We start from the raw sequence: 26,483 nt of genomic DNA, 5'->3' as shown, positions 1-26,483 counted from the left end.
AGGTCGAGACGACCACTTGCCGGGGCACCGGTCCGGGGAACGCGAAGGGACACCGTGAAAGAGTTGCGCATCAGGGTGCTGGCCGGCGTCTTCGTCGTGGCCGGCATCCTGTCCTGGGCCGGCGCCCGCCTGTGGAACTCCGTGGGGACCCTGCCGAGCGTGCCCGTGGCCGCGCCCATCGTCCTCGCCCTGATCGCGGTGGTCCTCGCGGCCACCGCCTTCTCCCTGCGCGCCCGCCTGAAGGCCCAGCGGGAGCGGCAGCCGGACGCGAAGGGGGTCGACCCGTTGATGGCGGCCCGCGCGGTGGTGTTCGGCCAGGCCAGCGCCCTCGTCGCGGCCCTGGTCGCCGGCATGTACGGCGGGACGGGCGTCTTCCTGCTGGAGTCCCTGGACATTCCCGCCCGCCGCGACCAGGCCATCTACGCCGGTTTCTCGGTCCTGGCGGGCATCGGCGTCATAGCGGCGGCCATCTTCCTGGAGCGCGTCTGCAAGCTCCCGGAGGACGAGGACGGCAACGGCCAGGGCACGGCTCCCACGACCTGAAGGCGCGCCCGCGTCAGCGGGCCATGATGAGGCTCATCGCCTCGTTGCGCGTCGCCGCGTCGCGCAGCTGGCCGCGCACGGCCGAGGTGATGGTCTTGGCGCCTGGCTTGCGGATGCCGCGCATGGACATGCACATGTGCTCGCACTCCACGACCACGATCACTCCGCGCGGCTCCAGGATCTCCATCAGGGAGTCGGCGATCTGCGTGGTGAGTCGTTCCTGAACCTGCGGGCGGCGGGCGTAGACGTCCACGAGCCGGGCCAGCTTGGACAGTCCGGTGATCTTGCCGCTGGTGGACGGGATGTACCCGACGTGCGCCACGCCGCGGAACGGCACCAGGTGGTGCTCGCAGGTCGAGTACACCTCGATGTCCTTGACCAGCACCATCTCGTCGTGGCCGATGTCGAACGTCGTCGTCAGCACGTCCTCGGGCTTCTGCCACAGCCCCGCGAAGATCTCCCGGTACGCCCGCGCCACTCGTGCCGGAGTCTCCAGCAGCCCCTCCCGGTCCGGGTCCTCGCCGACCGCGATCAGCAGTTCACGCACGGCGTTCCTGGCCCGCTGCTCGTCGAACTCGCCGACGGGGGCTATGCCGTCCAGCGTCACGGGGTCGGTCATGAGGTGCCTCGTTCCTGTGCCTTCACGCGTGAGGGGCACGCGTCTCCACTGCGGGTGGGCGAAATGCCGCGCCCCCCAGGCTAGAACCAGGGGGGCGCGGCATCCATTCCGGGCCCGGTGGGGCGCCGTGAGGCCTCGAATCAGGCCTCGGGTCGCTCCTCCGGGGTCCGCTCGGGCGCCGGGGCGGGCTCCGTCGCGGTGCTCTTGGCGGTGGTGATGGCCGGCGCCGCGCCGTTCGCCCCGTTCGTCAGGGCCAGCTCCTTGGGGGAGAGGACCGGCGGGCGGGTGGACGGCGTACGGCGCGAGGAGCCGGTCCAGGCGGGCCTGGGCGGGCGCTTGACGATCGGCGCGAAGACCTCGGCGATCTCCTCCTTGCCCAGCGTCTCCCGCTCCAGGAGGGCCAGGACCAGGTTGTCGAGGACGTCGCGGTTCTCGACCAGGATCTCCCACGCCTCGTTGTGCGCGGTCTCGATGAGCTTCTTGACCTCTTCGTCGACCAGCGCGGCGACCTCTTCCGAGTAGTCCCGCTGGTGAGCCATCTCACGGCCGAGGAACGGCTCGGTGTTGTCACCGCCGAACTTGATGGCGCCGAGCCGCTCGGTCATGCCGTACTGCGTGACCATCGCGCGGGCCAGACCGGTGGCCTTCTCGATGTCGTTGGCGGCACCGGTGGTCGGGTCGTGGAAGACGAGCTCCTCCGCCGCGCGGCCGCCCAGCATGTAGGCCAGCTGGTCCAGCATCTCGTTGCGCGTGGTGGAGTACTTGTCCTCGTCCGGCAGGACCATGGTGTAGCCGAGAGCACGGCCTCTCGACAGGATGGTGATCTTGTGGACCGGGTCGGAGTTCGGTGAGGCCGCCGCGACCAGGGCGTGACCGCCCTCGTGGTACGCGGTGATCTTCTTCTCCTTGTCCGACATGATCCGGGTCCGCTTCTGCGGGCCCGCCACCACACGGTCGATCGCCTCGTCCAGCATGTGGTTGTCGATCAGCTTCTGATCGCTGCGCGCGGTCAGCAGCGCGGCCTCGTTCAGCACGTTGGCCAGGTCCGCACCGGTCATGCCGGGGGTGCGGCGGGCGACGGCCGACAGGTCGACGTCCGGGGCGACCGGCTTGCCCTTCTGGTGGACCTTGAGGATCTCCAGCCGGCCCTGCATGTCCGGACGGTCGACCGCGATCTGGCGGTCGAAGCGGCCGGGCCGCAGAAGGGCCGGGTCGAGGATGTCGGGCCGGTTCGTCGCGGCGATGAGGATCACGCCGCCCTTGACGTCGAAGCCGTCCATCTCGACGAGGAGCTGGTTCAGGGTCTGCTCGCGCTCGTCGTGACCGCCGCCGAGGCCGGCGCCGCGGTGGCGGCCGACCGCGTCGATCTCGTCGACGAAGACGATCGCGGGAGCGTTGGCCTTGGCCTGCTCGAACAGGTCACGGACCCGGGAGGCACCGACACCGACGAACATCTCGACGAAGTCGGAACCCGAGATCGAGTAGAACGGCACACCGGCCTCGCCCGCGACGGCACGCGCGAGCAGGGTCTTGCCCGTACCGGGCGGGCCGTACAGCAGCACACCCTTGGGGATCTTGGCGCCGACGGCCTGGAACTTCGCCGGCTCCTGCAGGAACTCCTTGATCTCGTGGAGCTCCTCGACGGCCTCCTCGGAGCCCGCGACGTCGGCGAACGTCGTCTTCGGGGTGTCCTTGGTGATGAGCTTCGCCTTGGACTTGCCGAAGTTCATGACGCGGGAGCCGCCGCCCTGCATCTGATTCATCAGGAACAGGAAGACGACCACGATGAGGACGAACGGCAGCAGCGACAGCAGAATGCTCACGAACGGGTTCTGCTTGGACGGCGAGACCGTGTAGCCGTCCGGGATCTGCTTGTTCTGGAACTTGTCCTGCAGCGTGCCGGCGATGGTGACGCCCTGGTCGCCGATGTAGCTCGCCTGGATCTTCGAGCTGCCCTCGACCTTCTGGCCGTCCTTGAGCTGGACCTTGATGGTCTGCTCGTCGCCGGTGGTCAGCTTGGCCTGTTCGACCTTGTTCTCATTGATCGCCTGGACGACCTGGCCCGTGTCCACCGTCTTGTAGCCGCCGGACGAGCCGACGACCTGCATCAACACGACCACGGCAAGGACGGCCAGCACGATCCACATGACCGGCCCACGGAAGTATCGCTTCACGTCCATCCATACGGAGCGGTGCCGCCCCGTCCCTCCTGCCATAGTGAGTTTGATAAAGGCTGTTCTTCGGACGGTACCCCAGCATGGTCCCCCGAAGCTGCGGGGGACAGCCGGCATTCGCGTCCACGCCTGCTCCAACGCCGCGGAGCCCGCCGGGGTTCCCGATCACCGTACGGCGGGCCGGGCCCCGGGGTTCAGCCGCCGTAGACGTGGGGGGCGAGCGTACCGACGAACGGGAGATTGCGGTACTTCTCGGCGTAGTCCAGGCCGTAACCGACCACGAACTCGTTGGGGATGTCGAACCCGACCCATTCCACGTCGATGGCGACCTTGGCGGCCTCGGGCTTGCGCAGCAGCGTGCACACCTTGAGGGATGCGGGCTCGCGCGAGCCGAGGTTGGAGATCAGCCAGGACAGGGTCAGCCCGGAGTCGATGATGTCCTCGACGATCAGGACGTGCCTGCCCTTGATGTCGGTGTCGAGGTCCTTGAGGATCCGCACCACACCGGAGGACTGGGTGCCCGCCCCGTACGACGACACGGCCATCCAGTCCATCGTGACGGGGGTGGACAGCGCCCGGGCGAGGTCGGCCATCACCATCACCGCGCCCTTGAGCACACCGACGATCAGCAGGTCCTTGCCCGCGTACTCCGCGTCGATCTTCGCGGCCAGCTCCACCAGCTTGGCGTCGATCTCTTCCTTGGTGATGAGCACCTTCTCGAGGTCGGCACCCATGTCTTTCGCGTCCACCCGCATCACTTTCGGTCGTCCCACCGGCCGGTCCGGTCCGTCCCGCGACTCGAACGGGTCGGTGGGGTCCGGATTCAGCCCTGCCGAATCACCAGTCTGCCACCCTGCCGGCGGGCGACGACCCGGCCGGGGAGATTGATGGCCCCCTGGCCGCGCCAGCCGGTGATCAGCCGGTCGACCTCCTCGATGTGGCGGGCGAACAGCGATCCGGCCGGGGAACCGGCCTCGATGGCGGCACGGCGCAGCACACGGCGGCGCACGGCGGGCGGCAGGGCGTGCAGCGCGGCACACTCGAGACGGCCGTCGGCGTCCCGGACGCCGGCCTCGGCCCGGCCGGCCCAGGCGTCCAGGGCGTCGGCGTCGTCGCGGGAGAGCTGGGCCGTACGGGCGAGGGCCTCGACGACGCCCTTGCCGAGGGCCTTCTCCAGGGCGGGCAGGCCCTCGTGGCGGATCCGGGAGCGGGTGTAGGCGGGGTCGGCGTTGTGCGGGTCGTCCCAGACGGGGAGGGACTGCGCCATGCAGGCCGTGCGGGCGGTCTGCCGGTCGAGCTGGAGGAAGGGCCGCCGGTAACGGCCGTCGGCCCCCGAGACCGCGGCCATCCCGGACAGGGAGCGGATGCCGGAACCGCGGGCGAGGCCGAGCAGGACGGTCTCGGCCTGGTCGTCGCGGGTGTGACCGAGGAGGACGGCGGCGGCGCCGTGCCGTTCGGCGGCGGCGTCCAGGGCGGCGTAGCGGGCGTCCCGGGCGGCCGCCTCGGGCCCTCCCTCCCGGCCGACGGTGACGGCGACGGACGTGACGGGGTCCAGGCCGAGTTCGCGCAGGCGTACGACGACTTCGGCGGCGCGCAGGTCGGAGCCGGCCTGGAGGCCGTGGTCGACGGTGACGCCGCCGGCGCGGACGCCGAGCCGTGGGGCCTCGAAGGCGAGCGCCGAGGCGAGCGCCATGGAGTCGGCACCACCGGAACAGGCCACGAGCACGAGCGGGGAGGAGGACCGCTCGTGCGGGAGCCGGCCGTGCGTGCGGCCGTGGTCGTCGAGGATGTCGGTCAGGACGCGGCGGACCGCCAGGCGTATCGCCGCGACCGCAGGATGGGGACCCATGTCCGGTTCCCTTCGTGAATTTTCGGGGGGCAAGCCCGAGGTTCGGTCACTCAGAGTGTGTAGATGGTGACAGAACCGGGCCGTTCCCCGAGCATTGCACGCCTGCCCGAAGCCCACGGTCCCTCGGACGGGTGATTGGAGGGGCGTCCGTCTGCCATCGGCCGGATCCTTCGCACGGCAGGGGCGCGGGGCTCACGCTTCCGGTTTGCGGTGCACCCGAGTGATCCAGTCCGCCGGTTTGGCGATCTCCGCCTTGGTGGGGAGCGTGTTGGGCGACGTCCACACGCGGTTGAAGCCGTCCATGCCCACCTCCTCGACGACCGCGCGCACGAAGCGCTCGCCGTCGCGGTACTGCCGCAGCTTGGCGTCCAGGCCGAGCAGCTTGCGCAGGGCCATGTCGAGGCGGGAGGCGCCCTTGGCGCGGCGCTGCTGGAACTTCTCGCGGATCTCGGCGACGCTCGGCACGACCTGGGGACCGACACCGTCCATCACGAAGTCGGCATGTCCCTCCAGCAGGGACATCACTGCGGTGAGACGGCCGAGGATCTCGCGTTGCGCGGGCGTCTGCACGATCTCGACGAGGGAGCGCCCCTCGTCGCCCTCCTCGCCCTCGGGACGGCCGCCGGCGAGCGACTGGGCCGCTTCGCGGACGCGCTCCAGGAGGGTCATGGGGTCGACGTCGGTCTCCCCCAGGAACGACTGGATCTCGCCCTCCAGGTGGTCCCGCAGCCAGGGCACGGCGGTGAACTGGGTGCGGTGGGTCTCCTCGTGGAGGGTCACCCACAGGCGGAAGTCGTGCGGTTCGACGTCGAGTTCCCGCTCCACGTGGACGATGTTGGGGGCGACGAGCAGCAGTCGGCCGCCGCCGCCCGCGCCGGCCGGGAGGTCGCGGCTCGGGGGGGCGAAGGTCTCGTACTGGCCGAGGACGCGGGAGGCCAGGAAGGACAGCAGCACACCCAGTTCCACTCCGGTGACCTTGCCGCCGACGGCGCCGAGGACCGCGTTGCCGGGGCTGCTGCCGCGGCGCTCCTGCATCTTTTCGAGGAGCGGCTTGAGCAGTTCGCGGAAGCCGGCGACGTTGGCCCGGACCCATCCGGGGCGGTCGACGACGAGGAGGGGGGTGTCATGGGTCTCCTCGGTGCCCAGACGAGTGAAACCGCGGACGTGTTCCTCCGAGGCCTTCGCGTGCCGGCGCAGTTCCGCGACGACGGCCCGGGCCTCGTCCCGGCTCACGTCCGGACCCGGCCGCATGAGCCGGGTCGCCGTCGCGACCGCGAGATTCCAGTCGATCATCCCGGAAGAAGCAGCACCACCGATGCTCGTCATGCGTCAACCGTACGTGAGTGCCCCGGCTTGGGGCAGGGCGGCGAGTGACGGGGCGTGACCGGGAGGTTCGCCGGGCCCCGGGTTGCGCGCCGGCGCCGCACATCGGCAGGGTCCGGCGCCCCTTCCGGTGACGGTCACCGGCAGCCGCACGCCGCCAGCGCGGTGACCGCCTTGTCCAGGGCGGACTGGGCGGCCGCCGGGCCCGCGGTGCCGTTCGCCAGGAAGGCGAAGGCCAGCAGCCGCCCGTCCTTGTCCACGACGGTGCCCGCCAGGGTGTTCACCCCGGTGAGCGTTCCGGTCTTGGCCCGTACGACGCCCGCCGCCCCGTCGGTGTAGCGGCCTGCGAGGGTGCCGGTGAAGCCGGCGACGGGCAGCCCGGTGAGGGCGGCGCGCAGCTCGGGGTGGGCGGGGTCGCCGGCCTTGACCAGCAGGGCGGTGAGCGCGTCGGCGGTGAGCCTGTCGCGCCGGTCGAGGCCGCTGCCGTCCTTGACGTCGACGCCGGCGATCGGGAGGCCGAGCTGCCTCAGACGGGCGGTGATCGCCGCGCCGCCCCCGGCGAAGTCGGCCGGCCTGCCGGTGGCGAGGGCGGTGTGCCGGGCGAGGGCCTCGGCGATGTCGTTGTCGCTGTTGGTCATCATCCGCTCGACGAGGGCGGCGAGCGGGGGCGAGGAGACCGTGGCGAGGGTGGTGGCCCGGGTGGTGGACTTCGACGGGCCGGGGGGCGTGGCCTTGATGCCGTGTCCCTTCAGCAGGTCGCCGAACGTGCGCGCGGCGTCGGCCGCGGGGTCCGCCACCCGCGGGGCGGGGCCGCTGGTGGAGTCGTCGGTACGGCCCTCGTCGGCCATCAGGGGGGTGACGGCGGCCAGATTGGGATTGACCCCGATCGGGTGGGTCGTGGCGCCCTTGTAGAGGGTCGTGTCGTACGACAGCGTCACCTCGCGCACACCGCGCTTGGCCAGCGCGGCCGCGCTCAGCTCGGCGAGCTCGCGCAGACTGGCGAACCCCCGGGCCTCCTTGCGGGCGGTGAGCGTGGGGTCGCCGCCGCCGACCAGGACGACCTCCCTGGTGTCGGGTTCGTACACCGCGCGCGTGGTGAGGCGGTGGTCGGCGCCCATCGCGGAGAGCGCGGCGACCGCGGTGGCGATCTTCGTGGTCGAGGCGGGGATCAACGCGTCCGCCGAGCCGGTGCCGTACAGCCGCTTCCCGGTGGCCACGTCGACCACGGCGGCGGAACGGCGGCCGAGCGCCGGGGTCCTCAGCAGCGGGTCGAGGCGGCCCGCGAGGGGCTTGGCGGCGGGCGCGGTCCGCACGGTGGTGGCGGTGCCGCCGAGACCGGTGAGCACGGAGGCGGCCGGAGGGACGGCCTGCGGTGCGCGGGGCGGCGTACCGGCGCGGGCGCGGGCGCCGCCGTGATCTGTGCCACGCGAGGCTTCCAGAGCCACGGCCCGGTCCCGCTCGGCCGTACGCTGACCCGAGGAGTCCCAGGGACCGGCGGCGGTCACCACACCCGCGGCCAGCGCCAGACCGGCGGTGGCGGCGGTCGCGGTGAACTGCCAGGTCTTCGGCCGCGCGACCCGCGGGACCCGTGGTGATCCCGGCCCGTCCGGCCGCGCGAACCGTGGCCCGACGGCCGCGGCGACGCGCGCCAGACGTGGTCGTACGGTCCCCGCGGCCCGGGCGAGACGCGGCCGTACGGCGTCCGCGATCCGCACGACGTGCGGTCTCGCGGCCCGCCAAGGCCTCAGCTCTGGCACGACCACCAGCCCCTTTCGCGATCACACACCTGCGTGAGGGACACTTAACCACCAGAACTATGTGCTGATCATGGAGGAGCGTCCGGTGGAGTTCGACGTCACGATCGAGATCCCGAAGGGTTCGCGGAACAAGTACGAGGTGGACCACGAGACGGGTCGGATCCGCCTGGACCGTCGGCTCTTCACCTCGACCGCCTACCCGACCGACTACGGCTTCGTCGAGAACACCCTCGGTGAGGACGGCGACCCGCTGGACGCGCTGGTCATCCTGGACGAGCCGACGTTCCCGGGCTGCCTGATCCGCTGCCGCGCGATCGGCATGTTCCGCATGACGGACGAGGCGGGCGGCGACGACAAGCTGCTGTGCGTCCCGTCGACGGACCCGCGTGTGGAGCACCTGCGCGACATCCACCACGTGTCGGAGTTCGACCGCCTGGAGATCCAGCACTTCTTCGAGGTCTACAAGGACCTGGAGCCGGGCAAGTCGGTCGAGGGCGCCAACTGGGTGGGCCGGGTGGACGCCGAGGCCGAGATCGAGCGGTCCTACAAGCGTTTCGAGGAGACGGGCGGCCACTGAGCCGTCCCCCGCTGCGAGACAACAGAGCGGGCCGCACGCGTGCGTGCGGCCCGTTCTGTTGCGCGTGCGCATACTGAGGCGGAACGGGGCAGGCTAGAGAACGGTCTTGTCGTACAGGGAGCGAAGGGCACGTGACGGACGCGGAGGACCGCAAGCCGCAGTCGGACGAGGCGAGGAGCGCTTTCCAGCCTCCCGTGGGTGTCGCGGCGACGGCCGAGCCCGAGTCGTCGACGACGTCGGAGTTCGCCGTTCCCCGGGGGCTCGCCGTCCCGAAGACGGGTACGGAGTCCGAGACGACCTCCGAGTTCGCGGTGCCGGACGGACTGGACGTGGCGCCCGCGCACCCGGCCGATTCCGAGGGGTCGGCGTTCAACCCGCCCCGTACCTACAGCGCGCAGCAGCCGCCGGCGTTCACCCCGCCGACCGGGATACCGCTCGTCAGCCTGACCCGGGACGTGCCGTGGCAGGACCGGATGCGCACGATGCTGCGGATGCCGGTGACCGAGCGGCCGGCGCCGGAGCCGGTGCAGCGGCACGACGAGTCGGGGCCGGCCGTGCCGCGCGTGCTCGACCTGACGCTGCGTATCGGGGAGCTGCTGCTGGCGGGCGGTGAGGGCGCCGAGGACGTGGAGGCGGCGATGTTCGCCGTGTGCCGCTCCTACGGCCTGGACCGCTGCGAGCCCAACGTCACCTTCACCCTGCTGGCGATCTCCTACCAGCCGTCCCTGGTCGACGACCCGGTGACCGCCTCCCGCACGGTGCGCCGCCGCAGCCCCGACTACACCCGGCTGGCGGCCGTCTACCAGTTGGTGGACGACCTCAGCGACAGCGAGACGCACGTCTCCCTGGAGGAGGCCTACCGGCGGCTGGCGGAGATCCGCCGCAACCGGCACCCGTACTCCGGCTGGGTGCTGACCGCGGCGAGCGGGCTGCTCGCGGGGGCGGCCTCGGTGCTCGTCGGCGGTGGCTTCCTGGTGTTCGTGTCGGCCGCGATCGGCGCGATGCTCGGCGACCGGCTGGCCTGGCTGTGCGCCGGCCGGGGGCTGCCGGAGTTCTACCAGTTCACGGCGGCGGCGATGCCGCCGGCCGCGATCGGGGTGGCGTTGACGCTGGCGCACGCGGACGTGAAGGCGTCGGCGGTGATCACCGGTGGGCTGTTCGCCCTGCTGCCCGGACGGGCGCTGGTGGCGGGTGTGCAGGACGGCCTGACCGGCTTCTACATCACGGCCTCCGCGCGCCTGCTGGAGGTCCTGTACTTCTTCGTGGGCATCGTGACCGGGGTGCTCACGGTCCTGTACTTCGGCGTGCAGCTGGGCGCCAAGCTGAACCCGGACGCGGCGCTCGGCGGCGATCCGCAGCCCTTGCTGCAGATCGCCGCGTCACTGGCCCTGTCGCTCGCCTTCGCCGTGCTGCTCCAGCAGGAGCGGTCCACCGTGCTGATGGTGACCCTGAACGGCGGGGTCGCCTGGGTGGTGTTCGGCGCGATGCACTACACGGGCGGCATCTCGCCGGTGGCGTCCACGGCCGTGGCGGCCGGCGTGGTCGGGCTGTTCGGGCAGTTGCTGGCCCGCTACCGCTTCGCGTCCGCGCTGCCGTACACGACGGCGGCGATCGGCCCGCTGCTGCCCGGTTCGGCCACGTACTTCGGTCTGCTGGGCATCGCCCAGAACGAGATCGAGTCGGGTCTGACGTTCCTCACGAAGGCCGTGGCACTGGCCACGGCCATCGCGATCGGGGTGAACCTCGGGTCGGAGATCTCCCGGATCTTCCTGCGGATCGGCTCCCCCGAGAAGCGCCGGGCGGCGAAGCGGACACGGGGGTTCTAGCGCGGGGTGCCGTCGGCGGTGGTTCCACGGCTCGCGGTCGGCCTGGGGCGGGGCGACCGCGGACCGGCAGGGGCGGCTCGCGCCCGCCCGGCGAAGGACTGTCGACACGGCCTGTGCCCCTTGGGCCGGTTCAGTCCGACCACGCATCCCGGTCCACCTCGGTCACCTGCGGGCCACGGGACGACGGGTGCCAACCCCGTCGTCGCCGCGCCCCGTGCGTCATGGCCGGATGGCGATCCTGGTGGCTTGGCGCGTGTTCATGGCCTGATGGGCGGTCGCGACGGCGTCCAGGGGCAGGTCGGTCGAAAGTACCGGTGAGGGGTCGAGCTGACCTGCGAGGACTTCCGCGAGCAGGGGTTCAAGGTAGCGGCGGGCCGGAGCCACCCCGGCCCGCAGGGCGATGTTGTGGCGGAACAGCCGGTAGAGGTCGACGCGGTCCACGCCGCTGGGGACCCCGACGGATCCGATCGTGCCGCCGGGCCGGACCAGGTCGATCGCGAGGTCGAGGGCGGACTGGGTTCCCGCGCACTCGGCGACGCCGCCGGCACCGCCTTCGGTCTCCTCCCGGACGAAGCCGACGGTCACCGGGTCGACCGCGGCCAGGACGTCGGTCGCCCCCACGCGCTTGGCCAGGTCACTGCGGTCGGGATGCCGGCCGACGAGGATGATCCGTCCGGCTCGGGCGCGCCGGGCGGCGAGCACCGCGCACAGCCCGACGGCGCCGTCCCCGAGGACGACCACGGTCGAACCCGGCCGGACATCGGCAGGGAAGACGGCGTGGACCCCGGTCGCCATGACGTCCGTCAGCGGAAGCACTTCTAAGGACGGGCCGGTTCGTCGTCCCAGGCCATGGACGACATCCTCCAGCCTGCCCGGGTCCGGAGGAACTGGGTGGTCTTGTGGCCGTGTCCCTCGAAGCGCGCTCCCTCCCGCACTCCGGACTTGCGGTACTCGGAGAACCGGTGCGCGACCGATCCGAAGATCTCCGTGCGCTCGGAAACCTCCCACTCGGAGAACTCCGTCAGCGTTCCGTCGGTGAGGATCTTCTGACGCGGCTCGACGAACGCGTCCACGTCCATGATCACGGGGTCGTTCCCGATGTTCGAGATGATCCTCCCCTCCGGGACGAACAGCTCGCGGATGACCTGGAGATCGGCGCGCCTTCCGCCGGTGTTGGTGAAGGAGTCCATGAACCGGCCCATCAGCCGGTCGATCTCCGCCTGGTCCCCGGACGTGGACACGGACCGATCCCCTGCGGGCGGCCACTCCTGCGCCAGGACGGACCACACCTCGCTGTCGTGCCGCAGCCCGCGGTACGGATAGCGCTGCCGGAGCACGCCGTCCCGGGTCATGCCCAGACGGCGCGCGGACGCGATGCTGCGGGTGTTGCCGGAGGCGACCCACCACTCGACCCTGCTCATCCCGCGTTCGGAGAAGGCCCAGTCGATCAGTGCCCGGCACGCGCGGGTCACCAGCCCTCGGCCCTGCCCGGCCTCCTCCAGCCAGCAGCCGATCTCGCACACTCCCGAGGAGGTGTCGAAGCGGGTGAACATGACGCCGCCGACGAGCACACCGTCCAGCCAGATCCCGTATATCCGGCCGCTGTCGGAGGACGAGAGGTCGGCGTAGCGCTGGAGGGTCGCGCCGGCCGAGGCGAAGTCGGTGGTGAGCGACGCCCAGGGGATCCACGGGTCGACCAGGGGGCGGGCCCGGTCGATGTGCGCCAGAAACTCCGGTGCCTGCCAGGGTTCCAGAGGGCGGAGTTGCGCGTGGTCGTCGAGCGGGCTGATGAACATGGACGTTCCGCCGCCTTCCAGGTCGAGCCGGCCGGAAACGCCGACAGGGGAACTGCCGGCGGGCACGGGGCGAGGAGGTACGTAACAAGCGTTTGGTATGTAGGGTAGCGGCATGGCGCCGCCCGCACCCGGAGATCACGAAGCTCGCCGCAAGGACGTGTCCGAGGCGGTGTGGCGCGTCCTTGCCGCCAAAGGATTCGGTGGTCTGACACTGCGCGCCGTCGCCGCCGAGATGGGCGCCTCGACCGGCATGCTGACGCACTACTTCCCGAGCAAACGGGCCCTTGTCACGCACGCACTGGACCTGTTGGAACAGGACACGGCGGGACGCCCGCGCCGGACTCCTCCCGCCGACGGCCTGCCCACCGTACGGGCCATGCTGCTCGACATCCTGCCGCTCACGCCGGCCGACACCGCCCGTAACCGGATCTGGGTCAGCTCCTGGGACCTGTCCCTCGCCGACGAGACGCTGACCGCCCAGCAGGGCGACCGCTACGCGAGGTTGCGCGACACTTTCCGTCCTCATCTCGAGACGGCACGTGGCCTCGGGGAGATCCCCTCGAACGCCGACACCGGCCAACTGGCCTCCGCCGCCGTCGCCTTCGTCCACGGACTCGTCGTCCAGGCACTCTTCGACCCCGGACGATTTCCCGAGGACGTGCAGATCGCCATGCTCGACGACTTCGTGGCCCGGCTCGCCGGGCCCGGGACCGACACGGCCCCGGGCTCCTCGCGGGATACCTGAGGCACGGGAGGAGCCTGGCGCTGCTGACGGGGTACGAACCCGGGACTGCAGTCCCGGGTCGTCGACTAGCCGCGGTTGTAGGGCTGCTGCCGGTTCTGGCTGTGGTACTGCTCGTCGCCGTAGGGCTGCTGCGGGTAGCCCTGCTGGGGCTGCTGCGGGTAGCCCTGCTGGGGCTGCTGCGGGTAGCCCTGCTGGGGCTGCTGGGGCTGCTGGGGGTAGCCCTGGTTGCCGTAGCTCTGCTGGGGCGGCGGCGGGGTGGCCGGGGTGATGCGGCGCAGCTGGGTGGTGGCATCGTCCATCACCGGGGGCTGGGCGTACTGCGGGGCGGCGGCCGGGGCCTCGGCGGCGGCGCGCTTCTTCTTCCCGCGCTCGCGCAGGTACTCGATGATGATGGGCACCACGGAGATCAGGACGATCAGGACGAGGATCGGCTCGATGTTGGTCTTGATGAGTTCGATCTGGCCGAGCCAGTACCCGGCGAGGGTGACACCGCAGCCCCAGGCGACACCGCCGATGAGGTTGTACGTGAGGAACGTGCGGTACTTCATGCGGCCGGCGCCCGCGACGATGGGGGCGAAGGTACGCACGATCGGCACGAAACGGGCCAGGACGATCGCCTTGGGGCCGTACTTCTCCATGAACTCGTGGGCCTTCTCCAGGTTCTCCTGTTTGAAGAGCTTGGAGTTGGGCCGGTTGAACAGCCTGGGCCCGAAGAACTTGCCGATCATGTAACCGACCTGGTCGCCGATGACCGCGGCCATCACGATCAGCGTGCACACCAGCCACAGCGGCTGGCTGATGTAGGTGCCCTCGGCCACGAAGAGACCCGCCGTGAAGAGCAGGGAGTCACCGGGCAGGAACGCGAAGAGTCCGGATTCCGCGAAGACGATCAGCAGGATGCCGGGAAGGCTGAAGGTCTCGATCAGGTAGTCCGGGCTCAGCCACTCAGGGCCGAGCGCAAGCGTGGTCACGGGGATGTGGCTCCTGCACTGGGGGGTAAGGGCTGGGCTGGCTGCCCAAATTATGAACGCAGCCGTCGAGGCCCAGGTTCCGCGGGGTATCCAGCATGCACTGTCCCCCGCCCCGGAGAAAGCCGTGAGCCGGAGCCATGGGTGATCACCGCTGGTCGTGGCCCGGAAGTGTGCCGGGCCACGACGCTCAGGAGGTGTGTCGCGTGGCGTTCGCGACGATCGCGTCCCGCATGTAGACGGCGAGACCGGGCTTCGCCTGGTCGATGTTTCGCGTGAAACGTTCGTCGTTGACGTACATCTCACCCAGGCAGGTGTGCATCTCGTGCCCGCAGTCGTAGTGGTTGCGGGAGATGCCCTGGCGGTGGGCCTCGGCGGCGTCCATCGCCGCCTCGGAGTCCGCCGGCTCCCCCGCCTCCATCAACCCGACGAACCGCCGGGTGAGGTCGTCGGCCTCGCGCTGGATCCGCTGCCAGTCCTCCTTGCTGTAGGAGGCCGCCCGCCGCTGCGACTGGCGGTAGGCGTCGGTCCCGCCCCATCGCTCCTGGACCTCGTCCGCGTACTGGTCGGGGTCGAAGTCCCCGAACACCTCGAACTTCTCCTCCGGCGTCAGATTGATCCCCATCGTGCGTGCCTCCATCGCGTGTTCCACGGCGGCCGCCATCTTCTGCAGCCTCTCGATCCGGGCGGTCAGCAGGGTGTGCTGGCGGCGCAGGTGCGCGCGCGGGTCCGCGTCCGGGTCGTCGAGCAGCACGGCGACCTCCTCGAGCGGGAAGCCGAGCTCGCGGTAGAACAGGATCTGCTGCAGCCGGTCGAGGTCGGCGTCGCTGTAACGCCGGTGCCCCGCGTGGCTGCGCTCGCTGGGCACGAGCAGGCCGATGCCGTCGTAGTGGTGCAGGGTACGCACCGTGACGCCGGCGAAGCCGGCCACCTGTCCCACGGAGTAGCTCACTTCCGCTCCTTTCCGGTTTCCGTGCTCCAGCCTGGGTCCTCACGCCGCGTGAGGTGCAAGCAGGTTCCTGATTTGTCCGCCTCGTCCCTTTATCGTGCTGTGCGTGTCCGTCGTGCTCGCCGCCATCGGCATGGCCCGCTCGGCCGGCACGGAGCTGGACGGCGACTTTCCTCACCCCCGTCGTTCCCGAGACCAGGAGACACCCATGCCGCTCCACGAAGGCCCGCAGCACGACGAGCGCCCCATGTCCGTCAACCCCTTCCTGGGGCCGGCGAACCCGGTCGGCGACATGACCGAGGCGCCGCCCAGGCACCGGATGCCCACCGCGCCGATGGCGCCGTCGACGGCGTATCAGCTGGTCCACGACGAGCTGATGCTGGACGGCAACGCGCGGCTGAACCTGGCCACCTTCGTGACCACCTGGATGGAGCCCCAGGCCGGGGTCCTGATGGCGGAGTGCCGGGACAAGAACATGATCGACAAGGACGAGTACCCGCGCACGGCCGAGCTGGAGCGGCGCTGTGTGGCGATGCTCGCCGACCTGTGGCACGCGCCCGATCCCTCGGCGGCCGTGGGCTGTTCGACCACCGGTTCGAGCGAGGCATGCATGCTCGCCGGGATGGCGCTGAAGCGGCGCTGGATGCGCCGCAACGTCGACCGCTACCCGTCGCGGGACGCCCGGCCCAACCTCGTCATGGGCGTCAACGTCCAGATCTGCTGGGACAAGTTCTGCGCCTTCTGGGAGGTGGAGGCCCGTCAGGTGCCGATGGAGGGCGAACGGTTCCACCTCGACCCGCGCGCCGCCGCCGAGCTCTGCGACGAGAACACCATCGGGGTCGTGGGCGTCCTGGGCTCCACCTTCGACGGGTCGTACGAGCCGGTCGCGGACCTGTGCGCGGCGCTCGACGAGCTCCAGGAGCGCACCGGTCTCGACATCCCCGTGCACGTCGACGCGGCGTCCGGCGGGATGATCGCGCCCTTCCTCGACGAGGACCTGGTGTGGGACTTCCGCCTGCCGCGCGTGGCGTCGATCAACACCTCCGGGCACAAGTACGGGCTCGTCTACCCGGGCGTCGGCTGGGCGCTGTGGCGGGACGCGGACGCGCTACCGGAGGAGCTCGTCTTCCGGGTGAACTACCTGGGCGGCGACATGCCGACCTTCGCACTGAACTTCTCCCGGCCGGGCGCGCAGGTCGTGGCGCAGTACTACACGTTCCTGCGGCTGGGCCGGGACGGCTACCGCGCGGTGCAGCGGGCCTCACGGGACGTGGCCACGCGCCTGTCCGCGCGGCTCGAGTCGCTGGGTGACTTCCGCCTGCTCACCCGGGGCGACGAACTGCCCGTGTTCGCCTTCACGACCGCGCCGGAGGTGACGGCGTACGACGTCTTCGACGTGTCCCGGCGGATGCGGGAGAACGGCTGGCTGGTGCCCGCGTACACCTTCCCGGCGAACCGCGAGGACCTCTCGGTGCTGCGGGTGGTGTGCCGCAACGGCTTCTCGGAGGACCTCGCGGACATGTTCGCCGAGGACCTGGCCCGGCTGCTGCCGGACCTGCGCCGGCAGCAGCGCCCCCTCACCCGTGACAGGAACGCCGCCACCGCCTTCCACCACTGACCCCGGCTACCGGCTGAGCCGCGCGAACCGGCGGACCGCCAGCGGGAAGAACACGGCGAGCAGCGCCAGCGGCCATACGACGGCGGCCCACACGTGCCCCGGTTCCCCGCCGGGGCTGCCGAAGAGGTCGCGGACCGCGGTGGCGGTCTGGGACAGGGGGTTCCACTGGACGACCGTGCCCAGCCAGTCGGGCATGGACCCGGGCGCGGCGAAGGCGTTGGACAGGAAGCCGACCGGCCAGACCAGGATCTGCACGGCCTGGACCAGCTCCGGCTTCCCGGCCACCAGCGCGAGGTGGATGCCGATCCACAGCATCGCGAACCGGAACAGCAGGAGCAGTCCCACGGCACCCAGGAAGCCCGCGGGACCGCCGTTCACGCGCCAGCCGAGGGCGGCGGCGACGGCGAGCAGCACCGCCAGGCCGAGCGCGGACTGGAGCATGTCGGCGGCGGACCGGCCGACCAGCACCGCGCCGTTGGCCATGGGCATGGAACGGAAGCGGTCGATGACCCCCTTGGTGAGGTCCTGGGTGACGGCGACCATCGTGCCCTCCAGGCCGAAGGCCATCGTGAGCGCGAGCATGCCGGGCACCAGGAAGTCGAGGTACTCGCCGCTCACGCCCCGGCCGCCGCCGACCAGGTAGCCGAACATCAGCAGGAGCATCACCGGGAAGACGAGGTTCACGACGACCGTGACCGGCTGCCGCCCCCAGCGGGCGAGTTCGCGGCGGGTCATGGTCCAGGAGTCGGTCAGCGCGTAGGTGGTCACGCGGCCTCCTTCACTCGGTCGTCGGGCCCGGTCAGGTGCAGGAACACCTCGTCGAGCGTCGGTCTGCGCAGGGCGATGTCCTCGGCCTCGATGCCCGCGTCCTCCAGCGCGCGGACGACCCCGGCCAGGGTCGCCATGCGGTCGGTGACCGGGGCGCTCAGCAGCCGCCGGTCGGTGTCCACGGTGACCACGTCCTGCGGTACGGGCAGCAGGGCGACGGCCGCCCCCAGGTGCCCGGCGTCGCGCAGGACGACGTCGATGCGGTCGCCGCCGGTGGCCGCCTTGAGCTCGTCCGCCGTGCCGTCGGCGATGACGCGGCCGGCGTCCACCACCGAGATGCGGTCGGCGAGCTGGTCGGCCTCCTCCAGGTACTGGGTGGTCAGGAGGACCGTCGTACCGCCGCCGACCAGGGAGCGCACGGAGCCCCACACCTCCGCGCGGCCGCGCGGGTCGAGGCCGGTGGTCGGTTCGTCCAGGAAGAGCACCTCCGGTTCGGTGATCAGGGAGGCGGCGAGGTCGAGCCGCCGGCGCATGCCGCCGCTGTACTGCTTGACCGGCTTGCGTCCGGTGGCGGAGAGCTCGAAGCGCTCCAGGAGTTCGTCCGCACGCGCACGTGCGCGCCGGGCGCCCAGGTGGTGCAGGCGGCCGAACAGCTCCAGGTTCTGCCGGCCACCGAGCTCCTCGTCGAGCGCCGCGTGCTGGCCGAGCAGGCCGATGCGCAGCCGCACCGCGTACGCCTCGCGCACGACGTCGTGTCCCGCCACCTCGATGCGGCCCGCGTCAGGGCGGAGCAGGGTGGCCAGGATCCTCACCAGGGTGGTCTTGCCCGCGCCGTTCGGCCCGAGCACCGCGTGCACCGTGCCGCGCGCGACCGTGAGGTCGAGCCCGTCCAGTGCGGGTCTGCCGTTCTTGGCGCCACTTCCGCCGTACGTCTTGCGTGCTTCCTCGACGGTGATCGCCGCGTCGGCCACTGACACTCCCTCGCTAGTCAAACTTGACTACAAGCAGGAGCGTAATACCCGTCCTCCCCTCTGGTCAAACTTGATTAGCGACTGTCTCCGGGATGCCGCTCCCCCGTCGCGTAGGGGTTCTCCTCACCCTCCGCCAGGACGCCGACGAACGGCTCGCCCTCTCCCCTGAAGGTGTAGGCGCCGCCCCGGATGCGCTCGATCAGGGCACGGGTCCACTCGGCGCCGGTGTCCGCGGAGTGGACCCAGAAGTTCATGATCTCCCCGATGTGGCCCAGTTGCCCGGGCCCGTCCTCGGGCGTGTAGTACTCGGTGACGGCCCTGCGCCACTCTCCGATGGAGCGCACCCGCCGCTCCAGGAGGTCGAGAACCTCCGCGCGGTCGAGGTCGACCATGCAGCCGAGCCCCGCCGAGAGCACGTCCGGCTTCTGGTCGTAGGCGGTCAGCGCCTCCCGCACCAGCCGGAAGTACTCCTCGGTGCCCTGCTCGGTGATCTCGTACTCGGTGCGCGGCGGGCCGCCGGCCGTGGACGGGGCGACCTCGTGCGCGTGCAGCAGGCCCTGCTTGGCCATCTGCTTCAGCGCGTGGTAGATCGAGCCGGGCTTGGCGTTGGACCACTCGTGCGCGCCCCAGTACTCCAGGTCGTTGCGCACCTGGTAGCCGTGGGCCCGCCCGTGCTGGCGCACCGCGCCGAGCACGAGGAGACGGATCACTGACATGTGCCCAGCGTAGGACCCCCGGGGACGGCCCCGGGGGCTGCCCTGCCCGTTCAGAACGGGAAGCCGCTCCGCCCGTGCTGCACCGAGATCCACTTCGTCGTGGTGAAGGCGTCCAGCATGGTGTCACCGTTGAGCCGGCCGCTGCCCGAGTGCTTCTCGCCGCCGAAGGGGACGATCGGCTCGTCGTGCACGGTGCCGTCGTTCACGTGGAACATCCCCGTGTCGATCCGCTTGGCGAAGCTCACGCCCCGCTCGATGTCACCGGTGTGCACGGCACCGCTGAGCCCGTACGGGGTGTCGTTGACGATGCGTACGGCCTCGTCCTCGCCGTCGAACGGGACGAGGAAGGCCACGGGTCCGAAGACCTCCTGCTGCAGCAGGGCCGAGTCCGCGGGCAGGCCGGTGATGACGGACGGCTCGACCAGGTTCTCCCTGCGCGCGCCCCGCACCAGGGCGGTGCCGCCCTCGGCGAGCGCCTGCTCGACGACACCGGTCAGGGCGTCCGCCTGCCGCGAGTTGATCACCGGGCCGATGACGGTCTCCGGGTCCCGCGGGTCACCGGCCTTGAGGGACCTGACCTTGGCGACGAACTTCTCGGTGAACTCGTCGGCCACCACGCGGTCCACCAGGACGCGGTTGGCGGCCATGCAGACCTGGCCCTGGTGGACGTAGCGGCTGAACACGGCCGCGTCCACGGCATAGTCGAGGTCGGCGTCGTCGAGGACCACCAGGGCGCTGTTGCCGCCCAGTTCGAGCACCGAGCGCTTGAAGAGGGAGGCGCAGACGGTCGCCACGTGGCGGCCGACCTGGTCCGAGCCGGTGAAGGAGATGACCTTCGGGACCGGGTGCTCCAGGAAGGCGTCGCCGATCTCCGCGATGTCGGTGATGAGCACGTTCAGCAGACCGCCGGGCAGGCCGGCGTCCTCGAAGATCTTCGCGACCAGCGAGCCGCCGACGATCGGCGTGTTCTGGTGCGGCTTGAGCACCACGCCGTTGCCGAGGGCGAGCGCGGGGGCGACCGACTTCAGGGACAGCAGGAACGGGAAGTTGAAGGGGCTGATCACGCCCACGACGCCGACGGGCACGCGGTAGACGCGGTTCTCCTTGCCGTCCACCGGCGAGGGGATGATCCGGCCCTCGGGACGCAGCGCCAGGTGGACCGCCTCGCGCAGGAACTCCTTGGCGAGGTGCAGTTCGAAGGCCGCCTTCAACCGCGTCCCGCCGAGCTCGGCGACGATCGCCTCGGCGATGTCCTCCTCGCGCTCCTCGACCAGTCTCAGCGCCCTCTCGAACACCGCGCGGCGGGCGTACGGATTGGTCGCCGCCCATTCCTTCTGCGCGCGGGCGGCCGCCCGGTACGCCTGGTCGACCTCGTCGACCGTGGCTATCGTGATCGACGCGAGCTTCTCGTCGTCGTACGGGTTGAAGTCGATGATGTCCCAGGAGCCCGTCCCCTGGCGCCACTCACCGTCTATGTACTGCTGAGCCAGGTCCGTGAAGTACGACGACATGTGATCCCCCTCGATCCCTTGCTGCATCAGCAGAACACCGACCGACCGCGCGGTCTGATTGCACGTCATCGTACTGATGTTTCAACCGAGTTGAGGGGAAACCTCAGGAGAGTTGCAGCAATCCCCGCAGGAGGTCCCGGCTCTCCGACGGACCCGGGCTGTCGTGCTGGAGCTCCTTGAGCGCCTTCTCGTACTGGGCCACGTCCTCGGCCTTGTCGAGGTACAGCGCGCTGGTCAGCTGCTCCATGTACACGACGTCCGACAGGTCGGACTCGGGGAAACTGAGGATGGTGAAGGAGCCCGACTCACCGGAGTGCCCGCCGAGGCCGAACGGCACGACCTGCAGTCGGACATTGGGCCGCTCGGAGACGTCGATCAGGTGCTGGAGCTGCCCGCGCATCACCGCGCGGTCGCCGTACGGCCGGCGCAGGGCGGCCTCGTCGAGGACGACGTGGAACTCGGGGGCGTTCTCGGCGACCAGGTACTTCTGCCGCTCCAGACGCAGCGCCACCCGCCGCTCGACATCGGCGTCGCTCGCGCTCTTCATGCCCCGCCGCACCACCGCGCGGGCGTACTCCTCCGTCTGCAGCAGACCGTGCACGAACTGCACCTCGTACGCGCGCAGCAGCGAGGCCGCGCCCTCCAGGCCGACGTAGGTCGGGAACCAGCTCGGCAGCACGTCCGAATAACTGTGCCACCAGCCCGCGACGTTGGCCTCCTTGGCGAGGGCGATCAGTGAGGTCCGCTCCTGCTCGTCCGTGATGCCGTACAGCGTGAGCAGATCCTCCACATCCCTGGTCTTGAAGCTCACCCGGCCCAACTCCATACGGCTGATCTTCGATTCGGAGGCGCGGATCGAATAGCCCGCCGCCTCGCGCGTGATCCCCCGCGCCTCACGCAGTCGCCTGAGTTGTGATCCGAGCAGCATGCGCCGCACCACCGATCCCGGCTCTCCCGCGCTCACGTTCGCCAGCCTCCCCAACGTCTTCAGGGCCCGCAGTCTGCCACTAAAACACTTCGAGCAGTACTCGCCCGGTTACACAAACGGAATCGAGCCGAGGTTTCCGCTCAGGAAGTGGCACGGAACGGGCAGGGGCGGAGCAACGAGGAGACAGCAGAGCAGCCAGGAGAGGACGGGAAGATGACGGAAAAATTGGCCAACAAACCAGTACGGGCAGGCTGATTTCGGTCAGCTGCACGTGCATCTGCCCTTGCATCTGCTGTACGCATCCGAAACCATGGTCCCCGCACCACCGCCGCTCGCTACGACCGCGAATTCCCGGGAGTGCCTCGCATGGGGACGAATGGATCGACCATGCTCGAGCCGTTACGGCAGGGCCTTCCGCCGCTGAACCTCGCGGCCGCCTCCGACGCCGCCTCCTGCGCCCTCCCCGCCCGCTACGAAGCGGTGCGCGACGCACGGCAGTTCACTCGCGCGACCCTCGACCAGTGGGACCTGAGCGACCGTTTCGACGACGTGTGCCTGGTGGTCTCCGAGCTGGTCACCAACGCCCTGCGCCACGCGCTGCCCGCCGGCGCGCCGCGGATGGCACCACAGGAACCGCCGGTCCGGCTGCACCTGCTGCGGTGGAGCGAGCGACTGGTGTGCGCGGTGCGCGACCCCAGCGACGACAGCCCCGTCGCCCGCGACTCCGGCGACTTCTCCGCCGAGTCCGGCCGCGGGCTGTTCCTGGTCGACTCCTTCAGCGACGGCTGGGGCTGGCACCCGCTGGCGGGCGCGCTCAGCGGCAAGGTGGTCTGGGCGCTGTTCCGGCTCCCGCGTCCCGCCGACCGGCCGGGACCCGGCCGCGCGTAGACCCGCACCGCGCCCCGTCCGCGCGCCGCGGGCCTACACGCGTCACCACCTCCTGGGCGCCTCCGGCCCCTTCCTCCGTACACGCAGGCGCGGACCGCCCGCCTCCGCCCCCGGGCTCGGGCACCCCGCCCGGAAGGTCTCAGCCGACGACCAGGTGGTCGAACTCGCCGTCCTTCACGCCCAGCAGCATGGCCTCGATCTCCGCGCGGGTGTAGACGAGCGCGGGGCCGTCGGGGAAGCGGGAGTTGCGCATGGCGACCTCTCCGCCGGGCAACCGGGCGAACTCCACACAGGACCCCTGCGAGTTGCTGTGCCTGCTCTTCTGCCAGGCCACTCCGTCCAGCCCGGTGGCCGCCATGCCGTTGTACACGCCGGGCGCGTCGGCACCGTCGTACACGTCACCGTCGTACACGTCGTGGTCCACAGGTCGCTCCCCGCTGGTGCACTGGCTGGTGTGGCCATTGATGCAGTAGTCAACTGACCGGGATCATAGCTTTGTTCAAGTGCATATGCATGGGCAGATGCACGTGCACGCGCGGTGTTCCTGCGATTACAGCGCCGACGGTCGTGCTGTGCCCGCTTTGACGGACGCTTTACCGACGCCCCGCCCCCTTAGAGACGCAACCGGGGGCTTTTGTGTTCCCTCGTGTGCCGTTCTGGTGGGGTGGGCCGCGGAGGGTGCGAGGTGTGTCACGGAGGGCTGGCCGGGCGGCGGGCGGTTCCTGTTAGCTGACTCCGGTCGTCCGGCCGACGGGGCCGGCCACAGCAAGGGGGCTTGCAGTGACTTCGGAGGCTTCGGACGCTTCGGTGAGCTCGATGGGCGCGGAGGGCGCCGGGGGCGCGGGAGTCGCTGGTGCGTGTTCGCCGCTCCCGCGCGGGTCGCGCGGGCCTCGCTCCCGGCGCGCGCGGGTGGCCGTCGCGGCCGTGGGTCTGGCCGGCGCGCTCGCGCTGACGGCGTGCGGCGGGGACGGCTCCGGGGACCAGGACGACTCGGCGCGTCCCACCCCGTCCGCCACGGCGACCACCGACGCCGACGGCGGCACCGGGGGTTCCGGGGCGAACGGTGCCCCGGCGGGCGAGCTGGAGGGCAGCTGGCTCACCACGGCCGAGGGCAAGGCCGTTGCCCTGATGATCAACGGCGAGGAGGCGGCCCTCTTCGCCACGGGTGGCACGGTGTGCAGCGGCACCGCGCGGGAGCGGGGTGGAAGCTCCACGATCAGCCTGACGTGCACCGACGGGACCAAGGACCGGGCGAAGGGCGCGGTCGACTCCGTCGACGGGACCACCCTGAAGGTCACCTGGGAGGGCGGCCTCGGTGCCGAGACGTACACGAAGGCCGAGGGCGGCAAGCTCCCGACGGGGCTGCCGACGACCGGGCTGGGTTCGTAGCCCCCTGCCGAGAGCCGGGGCTGGTCCTCCCGGCGCTCCGCCCGGGGCTCCTGCCGACGGCCGGGCCGAGTGCCTGGGGCCGGGCAGTCGCCCGTGGCCGGGCCGACGCTTGGGGCCCTGCCGACAGCCGGGCTGAATTCTCGAGGCCGGTACGCGGGGCCGGGCCGGTACCTGGTGGTGGCCCGCGACCGGCCGGTCCCTGCTGGTGACCCGCACCGGGCCGGTACCTGGTGGTCCCGTGACGGGGAAGACCCCCGCCCGTGCCCCGCGACCGGGACGGCCCCTGGGGCCCGGGTCCGTGACCGGGCTGACTCCCGAGCCCGTGCGGTCGGCCGGGGCCGAATGCCCTGGAGCCGAGCCGGTGTGCGTGACCTGGGTCGGCCCCCGCTGGTGGCCGGACTGCCCTCTGGGACTGCCCATCGATGGAGCCGAGGGCTGCCCGAGGTGGGCGCATGGCCGGGTCCGGGCCCGTCCGTGAACGTCCCGGGCTCCCGGGCCCCGTCCGGACACGGCCCGGGCTCCGTCCGGGCGATGTCGGGTCAGGCTCCGGGGAGGTGTGGGCGTGCCCTGACCTGGGCGCCGTCCGCCGCGCGGGCGCCCTCCTCCCAGCCCGCCGCGTCGCTCACCCCGCGCAACCGGGTGGTGGTCGTCTCCGGGAACAGCCTGTCCGTCCGGTCGGTGACCGCCATGGCGCGGGAGGCGAGCACCGGCAGCAGGTCGTCGCTCACCTGGGTCTCGGCGGCGGCCGCGAGGCGCGTTCCCACGCGGTGGGCGTACGCCGCGAGGAAGGACTGACGGAAGGTCTTGGTCCGCTTCCGTCCGCCCGCACGCTGCGCCGCCTCCGCACTGGTCATCGCGGTGGTGGCCTGCACCAGCAGCGAGGTGTAGAGGAGTTCGACCGCCTCCAGGTCGGGGGCGAAGCCCACCACGGTGGAGAAGCCGAGCGGTTCGTTCCACACGGCCCGGCAGTGGTTGGCGCCGGCGACCGCGTCGAGCAGCACCGCCTTGGCCTGCTCGTACGGCGGCTCCACCCCGATCCTGCAGGCGCCCGGGGTCTCGGCCGAGGGTGCCCGCGCGGCGAGGAGCGCCTCGTCGACGCTGTGCCGCGCCATCAGCTCCTGCGCCTTGGCGCTGAGCGCCTCCGCCTCCTCCGGGAACCCCGTGGCCTCCGCCTTGGCCAGCAGCGCGCGGATGCGGCCGAGCATCCGGGACTCCGGCCGCCGGTCCGACGGGGTGGGGCGGCCCGCCGTCCCGTCGAGCGGTTCCAGGGCGGGCAGCCGCAGCAGCAGGCGGTACAGCTCCAGCACGGCCGTGGCGTACGCGAAGCGGTCGCCGCGCGGGGCGGGGCCGGCTCCCTCTCCCCCGAGCCGGGCCAGCTGGGCACTCCAGCGCGACCCCCGGGGAGTGTCGTCGCGCGGCGCCTGCGCGCGGATCAGCGCGGAGACCAGCCGCACGTGGGTGTCGTCCAGTTCGCGCCGGACGACGCGTACGACGTCGGCGGGCTGCCAGCCGCGCCGCCAGGCGGTCGCCACGAGTTCCTCACCCCGCCGGGACAGCTCGGCGTCGGCCGCCGGATCGGCGGCGAGCAGGGACGCGCCGGTGTCGAGGGCGGTGTCACCGGTGTCGTAGAGGGCGGCGCGGAAGGCGCGGTCGACGGTGCTGGACGTGCTCACGGGTTCGATCGTGCCATGTCTCCGGGACGTCACCCGCAAGTGTCAACTTCGGGTTGACAGTCGCGAACTGTCAACTTACGGTTGACACATGACGACGAACCCCGCCATCAAGTCATCCGTACGTCTCGACGACCTCATCGCGGCCATCAAGAAGGTCCACGAGGAACCTCTCGAACAGCTCCAGGACGCGGTGCTCGCGGGTGAGCACCTCGGTGACGTGGCCGACCACCTGATCGGGCACTTCGTGGACCAGGCCCGGCGCTCGGGCGCCTCCTGGACGGACATCGGCAAGAGCATGGGGGTCACCCGGCAGGCGGCCCAGAAGCGCTTCGTGCCCAAGGAGGGCAACGACCTCGACCCGAACCAGGGCTTCAACCGCTACACGCCCCGCGCCCGCAACACGGTCATGGCCGCACACAACGAGGCGCGGGCCGCGCGGAACGCCGAGGGCCTCCCCGAGCACCTGGTCCTCGGCCTGCTGACCGAGCCGCAGGGGCTGGCGGTCAAGGCGGTCTCCGAGCAGGGCGTCACCGTGGAGGCGGTGCGCGAGGCCGCCCGCGCGGCACTCCCGCCGGCCGTCGAGGACGCCCCCGAGCTGGTGCCGTACGGCCCGGCGGCCAAGAAGGTCCTGGAGCTGACCTTCCGCGAGGCCCTCCGCCTCGGCCACAACTACATCGGCACCGAGCACATCCTGCTCGCGCTCCTCGAACACGAGAACGGCGACGGCCTCCTCAGCGGACTCGGCATCAGCAAGGGGGCCACCGAGCGGTACGTCACCGAGATGCTGGCCCAGTACGTCGAGACGACGCGCACCGAGGACGAGCCCGCGCAGGAGGGCTGACCCGCCGGGCTCCGGTCCGGGAAGGACCGGACAGGGCGGCGGCCCGTGTCCGGG

At 71.2% G+C, this 26,483-nt stretch carries 25 protein-coding genes; 8 read left to right on the top strand and 17 right to left on the bottom strand.

Going from position 1 to position 26,483, the window contains the following annotated elements:
* Window positions 1–54: 54 nt before the first annotated feature.
* The gene (locus BU52_RS14975; protein WP_037933827.1) at window positions 55–543 is read left to right on the top strand and encodes a DUF3180 domain-containing protein; all 489 of its coding nucleotides are present in this window, start codon (window positions 55–57) and stop codon (window positions 541–543) included.
* A gap of 13 nt (window positions 544–556) precedes the next feature.
* Here the strand turns inward: BU52_RS14975 and folE are convergent, their stop codons facing one another.
* The 6 genes from folE to dacB form a co-directional block, all read right to left on the bottom strand.
* A complete protein-coding gene (gene folE / locus BU52_RS14970) occupies window positions 557–1,162 on the bottom strand; it encodes a GTP cyclohydrolase I FolE (RefSeq protein ID WP_037933823.1) in 606 nt (201 codons plus the stop codon).
* A 140-nt stretch (window positions 1,163–1,302) separates the two neighbouring features.
* On the bottom strand, window positions 1,303–3,342 hold the full coding sequence (ftsH, locus tag BU52_RS14965) for an ATP-dependent zinc metalloprotease FtsH (protein ID WP_037933817.1): 2,040 nt from the start codon (window positions 3,340–3,342) through the stop codon (window positions 1,303–1,305).
* Between the two features lie 188 nt (window positions 3,343–3,530).
* On the bottom strand, window positions 3,531–4,091 hold the full coding sequence (hpt, locus tag BU52_RS14960) for a hypoxanthine phosphoribosyltransferase (protein ID WP_037933814.1): 561 nt from the start codon (window positions 4,089–4,091) through the stop codon (window positions 3,531–3,533).
* 68 nt (window positions 4,092–4,159) lie between these two features.
* Window positions 4,160–5,185 (bottom strand): tRNA lysidine(34) synthetase TilS, encoded by a 1,026-nt coding sequence (gene tilS, locus BU52_RS14955; RefSeq protein ID WP_037933811.1) that lies wholly within the window; start codon window positions 5,183–5,185, stop codon window positions 4,160–4,162.
* Between the two features lie 192 nt (window positions 5,186–5,377).
* Window positions 5,378–6,511 carry a zinc-dependent metalloprotease gene (locus tag BU52_RS14950; RefSeq protein ID WP_037933807.1) on the bottom strand — a complete coding sequence of 378 codons (1,134 nt, stop codon included), beginning with the start codon at window positions 6,509–6,511 and terminating at the stop codon, window positions 5,378–5,380.
* A 134-nt stretch (window positions 6,512–6,645) separates the two neighbouring features.
* On the bottom strand, window positions 6,646–8,271 hold the full coding sequence (gene dacB / locus BU52_RS14945; RefSeq protein ID WP_078903243.1) for a D-alanyl-D-alanine carboxypeptidase/D-alanyl-D-alanine endopeptidase: 1,626 nt from the start codon (window positions 8,269–8,271) through the stop codon (window positions 6,646–6,648).
* Between the two features lie 79 nt (window positions 8,272–8,350).
* Here dacB and BU52_RS14940 point away from each other — a divergent pair, with 79 nt between their 5' ends.
* Together BU52_RS14940 and BU52_RS14935 are read left to right on the top strand one after the other, a co-directional pair.
* On the top strand, window positions 8,351–8,842 hold the full coding sequence (locus BU52_RS14940) for an inorganic diphosphatase (protein WP_037933890.1): 492 nt from the start codon (window positions 8,351–8,353) through the stop codon (window positions 8,840–8,842).
* 131 nt (window positions 8,843–8,973) lie between these two features.
* Window positions 8,974–10,668, top strand: a complete 1,695-nt coding sequence (locus BU52_RS14935; protein ID WP_037933804.1) for a threonine/serine exporter family protein — start codon at window positions 8,974–8,976, stop codon at window positions 10,666–10,668.
* Window positions 10,669–10,887: 219 nt separating this feature from the next.
* Here the strand turns inward: BU52_RS14935 and BU52_RS14930 are convergent, their stop codons facing one another.
* A complete protein-coding gene (locus tag BU52_RS14930; RefSeq protein WP_157847871.1) occupies window positions 10,888–11,463 on the bottom strand; it encodes a zinc-binding dehydrogenase in 576 nt (191 codons plus the stop codon).
* Between the two features lie 23 nt (window positions 11,464–11,486).
* Window positions 11,487–12,464, bottom strand: coding sequence for a GNAT family N-acetyltransferase (locus tag BU52_RS14925; RefSeq protein ID WP_037933800.1), 978 nt, complete (start codon window positions 12,462–12,464; stop codon window positions 11,487–11,489).
* Window positions 12,465–12,576: 112 nt separating this feature from the next.
* Here BU52_RS14925 and BU52_RS14920 point away from each other — a divergent pair, with 112 nt between their 5' ends.
* Window positions 12,577–13,209 (top strand): TetR/AcrR family transcriptional regulator, encoded by a 633-nt coding sequence (locus BU52_RS14920; protein WP_037933797.1) that lies wholly within the window; start codon window positions 12,577–12,579, stop codon window positions 13,207–13,209.
* A 65-nt stretch (window positions 13,210–13,274) separates the two neighbouring features.
* On the opposite strand, the gene BU52_RS14915 is transcribed toward BU52_RS14920, so the two are convergent.
* Complete coding sequence (locus BU52_RS14915) at window positions 13,275–14,180, bottom strand: DedA family protein (RefSeq protein WP_037933792.1); 906 nt, start codon at window positions 14,178–14,180, stop codon at window positions 13,275–13,277.
* A gap of 187 nt (window positions 14,181–14,367) precedes the next feature.
* Window positions 14,368–15,129, bottom strand: a complete 762-nt coding sequence (locus tag BU52_RS14910) for a MerR family transcriptional regulator (protein WP_037933789.1) — start codon at window positions 15,127–15,129, stop codon at window positions 14,368–14,370.
* Window positions 15,130–15,334: 205 nt separating this feature from the next.
* Here BU52_RS14910 and BU52_RS14905 point away from each other — a divergent pair, with 205 nt between their 5' ends.
* Window positions 15,335–16,744 carry a glutamate decarboxylase gene (locus tag BU52_RS14905; RefSeq protein WP_037933888.1) on the top strand — a complete coding sequence of 470 codons (1,410 nt, stop codon included), beginning with the start codon at window positions 15,335–15,337 and terminating at the stop codon, window positions 16,742–16,744.
* A gap of 6 nt (window positions 16,745–16,750) precedes the next feature.
* On the opposite strand, the gene BU52_RS14900 is transcribed toward BU52_RS14905, so the two are convergent.
* The 5 genes from BU52_RS14900 to BU52_RS14880 all read right to left on the bottom strand — a co-directional run bounded on the left by BU52_RS14900 (window position 16,751) and on the right by BU52_RS14880 (window position 21,638).
* Window positions 16,751–17,512: an ABC transporter permease gene (locus tag BU52_RS14900; RefSeq protein ID WP_037933787.1), complete on the bottom strand. Its 762-nt coding sequence runs from the start codon at window positions 17,510–17,512 to the stop codon at window positions 16,751–16,753.
* The gene (locus tag BU52_RS14895; RefSeq protein ID WP_037933785.1) at window positions 17,509–18,483 is read right to left on the bottom strand and encodes a daunorubicin resistance protein DrrA family ABC transporter ATP-binding protein; all 975 of its coding nucleotides are present in this window, start codon (window positions 18,481–18,483) and stop codon (window positions 17,509–17,511) included. Before BU52_RS14895 ends, BU52_RS14900 begins: the two co-directional genes overlap by 4 nt.
* Window positions 18,484–18,557: 74 nt before the next feature.
* Window positions 18,558–19,199, bottom strand: coding sequence for a PadR family transcriptional regulator (locus BU52_RS14890; RefSeq protein ID WP_037933782.1), 642 nt, complete (start codon window positions 19,197–19,199; stop codon window positions 18,558–18,560).
* Window positions 19,200–19,249: 50 nt separating this feature from the next.
* Window positions 19,250–20,710, bottom strand: a complete 1,461-nt coding sequence (locus BU52_RS14885) for an aldehyde dehydrogenase family protein (protein ID WP_037933885.1) — start codon at window positions 20,708–20,710, stop codon at window positions 19,250–19,252.
* 103 nt (window positions 20,711–20,813) lie between these two features.
* On the bottom strand, window positions 20,814–21,638 hold the full coding sequence (locus BU52_RS14880; RefSeq protein WP_051858220.1) for a helix-turn-helix domain-containing protein: 825 nt from the start codon (window positions 21,636–21,638) through the stop codon (window positions 20,814–20,816).
* A 387-nt stretch (window positions 21,639–22,025) separates the two neighbouring features.
* On the opposite strand from BU52_RS14880, the gene BU52_RS14875 reads away from it, so the two are divergent.
* Window positions 22,026–22,526 carry an ATP-binding protein gene (locus tag BU52_RS14875; protein ID WP_037933774.1) on the top strand — a complete coding sequence of 167 codons (501 nt, stop codon included), beginning with the start codon at window positions 22,026–22,028 and terminating at the stop codon, window positions 22,524–22,526.
* A 139-nt stretch (window positions 22,527–22,665) separates the two neighbouring features.
* Here the strand turns inward: BU52_RS14875 and BU52_RS14870 are convergent, their stop codons facing one another.
* Window positions 22,666–22,950: a DUF397 domain-containing protein gene (locus tag BU52_RS14870; protein ID WP_037933773.1), complete on the bottom strand. Its 285-nt coding sequence runs from the start codon at window positions 22,948–22,950 to the stop codon at window positions 22,666–22,668.
* Between the two features lie 485 nt (window positions 22,951–23,435).
* Between BU52_RS14870 and BU52_RS14865 the strand changes: the two genes are divergently transcribed.
* Window positions 23,436–23,915, top strand: coding sequence for a hypothetical protein (locus BU52_RS14865; RefSeq protein WP_037933770.1), 480 nt, complete (start codon window positions 23,436–23,438; stop codon window positions 23,913–23,915).
* 539 nt (window positions 23,916–24,454) lie between these two features.
* Here the strand turns inward: BU52_RS14865 and BU52_RS14860 are convergent.
* Entirely contained in the window at window positions 24,455–25,588 is a 1,134-nt protein-coding gene (locus tag BU52_RS14860; RefSeq protein WP_037933766.1) for a DUF2786 domain-containing protein, read from the bottom strand.
* A gap of 88 nt (window positions 25,589–25,676) precedes the next feature.
* Here BU52_RS14860 and BU52_RS14855 point away from each other — a divergent pair, with 88 nt between their 5' ends.
* Window positions 25,677–26,429, top strand: a complete 753-nt coding sequence (locus tag BU52_RS14855; protein ID WP_037933765.1) for a Clp protease N-terminal domain-containing protein — start codon at window positions 25,677–25,679, stop codon at window positions 26,427–26,429.
* The last annotated feature ends 54 nt before the right edge of the window (window positions 26,430–26,483 follow it).

The organism is Streptomyces toyocaensis, from assembly GCF_000725125.1.
Classification (GTDB): Bacteria; Actinomycetota; Actinomycetes; order Streptomycetales; family Streptomycetaceae; genus Streptomyces; species Streptomyces toyocaensis.
The sequence above is the reverse complement of the archived record's forward strand: the minus strand, read 5'-3'. Positions and strand labels throughout refer to the sequence as shown.

Excerpts from the sequence above, each read along its gene's own strand:
- folE (WP_037933823.1), bottom strand. The coding sequence starts at position 1,162 with ATGACCGACCCCGTGACGCTGGACGGCATAGCCCCCGTCGGCGAGTTC.
- ftsH (WP_037933817.1), bottom strand. The coding sequence starts at position 3,342 with ATGGACGTGAAGCGATACTTCCGTGGGCCGGTCATGTGGATCGTGCTG.
- hpt (WP_037933814.1), bottom strand. The coding sequence starts at position 4,091 with ATGCGGGTGGACGCGAAAGACATGGGTGCCGACCTCGAGAAGGTGCTC.
- tilS (WP_037933811.1), bottom strand. The coding sequence starts at position 5,185 with ATGGGTCCCCATCCTGCGGTCGCGGCGATACGCCTGGCGGTCCGCCGC.
- BU52_RS14950 (WP_037933807.1), bottom strand. The coding sequence starts at position 6,511 with ATGACGAGCATCGGTGGTGCTGCTTCTTCCGGGATGATCGACTGGAAT.
- BU52_RS14930 (WP_157847871.1), bottom strand. The coding sequence starts at position 11,463 with ATGGCGACCGGGGTCCACGCCGTCTTCCCTGCCGATGTCCGGCCGGGT.
- BU52_RS14925 (WP_037933800.1), bottom strand. The coding sequence starts at position 12,464 with ATGTTCATCAGCCCGCTCGACGACCACGCGCAACTCCGCCCTCTGGAA.
- BU52_RS14920 (WP_037933797.1), top strand. The coding sequence starts at position 12,577 with ATGGCGCCGCCCGCACCCGGAGATCACGAAGCTCGCCGCAAGGACGTG.
- BU52_RS14905 (WP_037933888.1), top strand. The coding sequence starts at position 15,335 with ATGCCGCTCCACGAAGGCCCGCAGCACGACGAGCGCCCCATGTCCGTC.
- BU52_RS14890 (WP_037933782.1), bottom strand. The coding sequence starts at position 19,199 with ATGTCAGTGATCCGTCTCCTCGTGCTCGGCGCGGTGCGCCAGCACGGG.
- BU52_RS14885 (WP_037933885.1), bottom strand. The coding sequence starts at position 20,710 with ATGTCGTCGTACTTCACGGACCTGGCTCAGCAGTACATAGACGGTGAG.
- BU52_RS14880 (WP_051858220.1), bottom strand. The coding sequence starts at position 21,638 with ATGCTGCTCGGATCACAACTCAGGCGACTGCGTGAGGCGCGGGGGATC.
- BU52_RS14875 (WP_037933774.1), top strand. The coding sequence starts at position 22,026 with ATGCTCGAGCCGTTACGGCAGGGCCTTCCGCCGCTGAACCTCGCGGCC.
- BU52_RS14855 (WP_037933765.1), top strand. The coding sequence starts at position 25,677 with ATGACGACGAACCCCGCCATCAAGTCATCCGTACGTCTCGACGACCTC.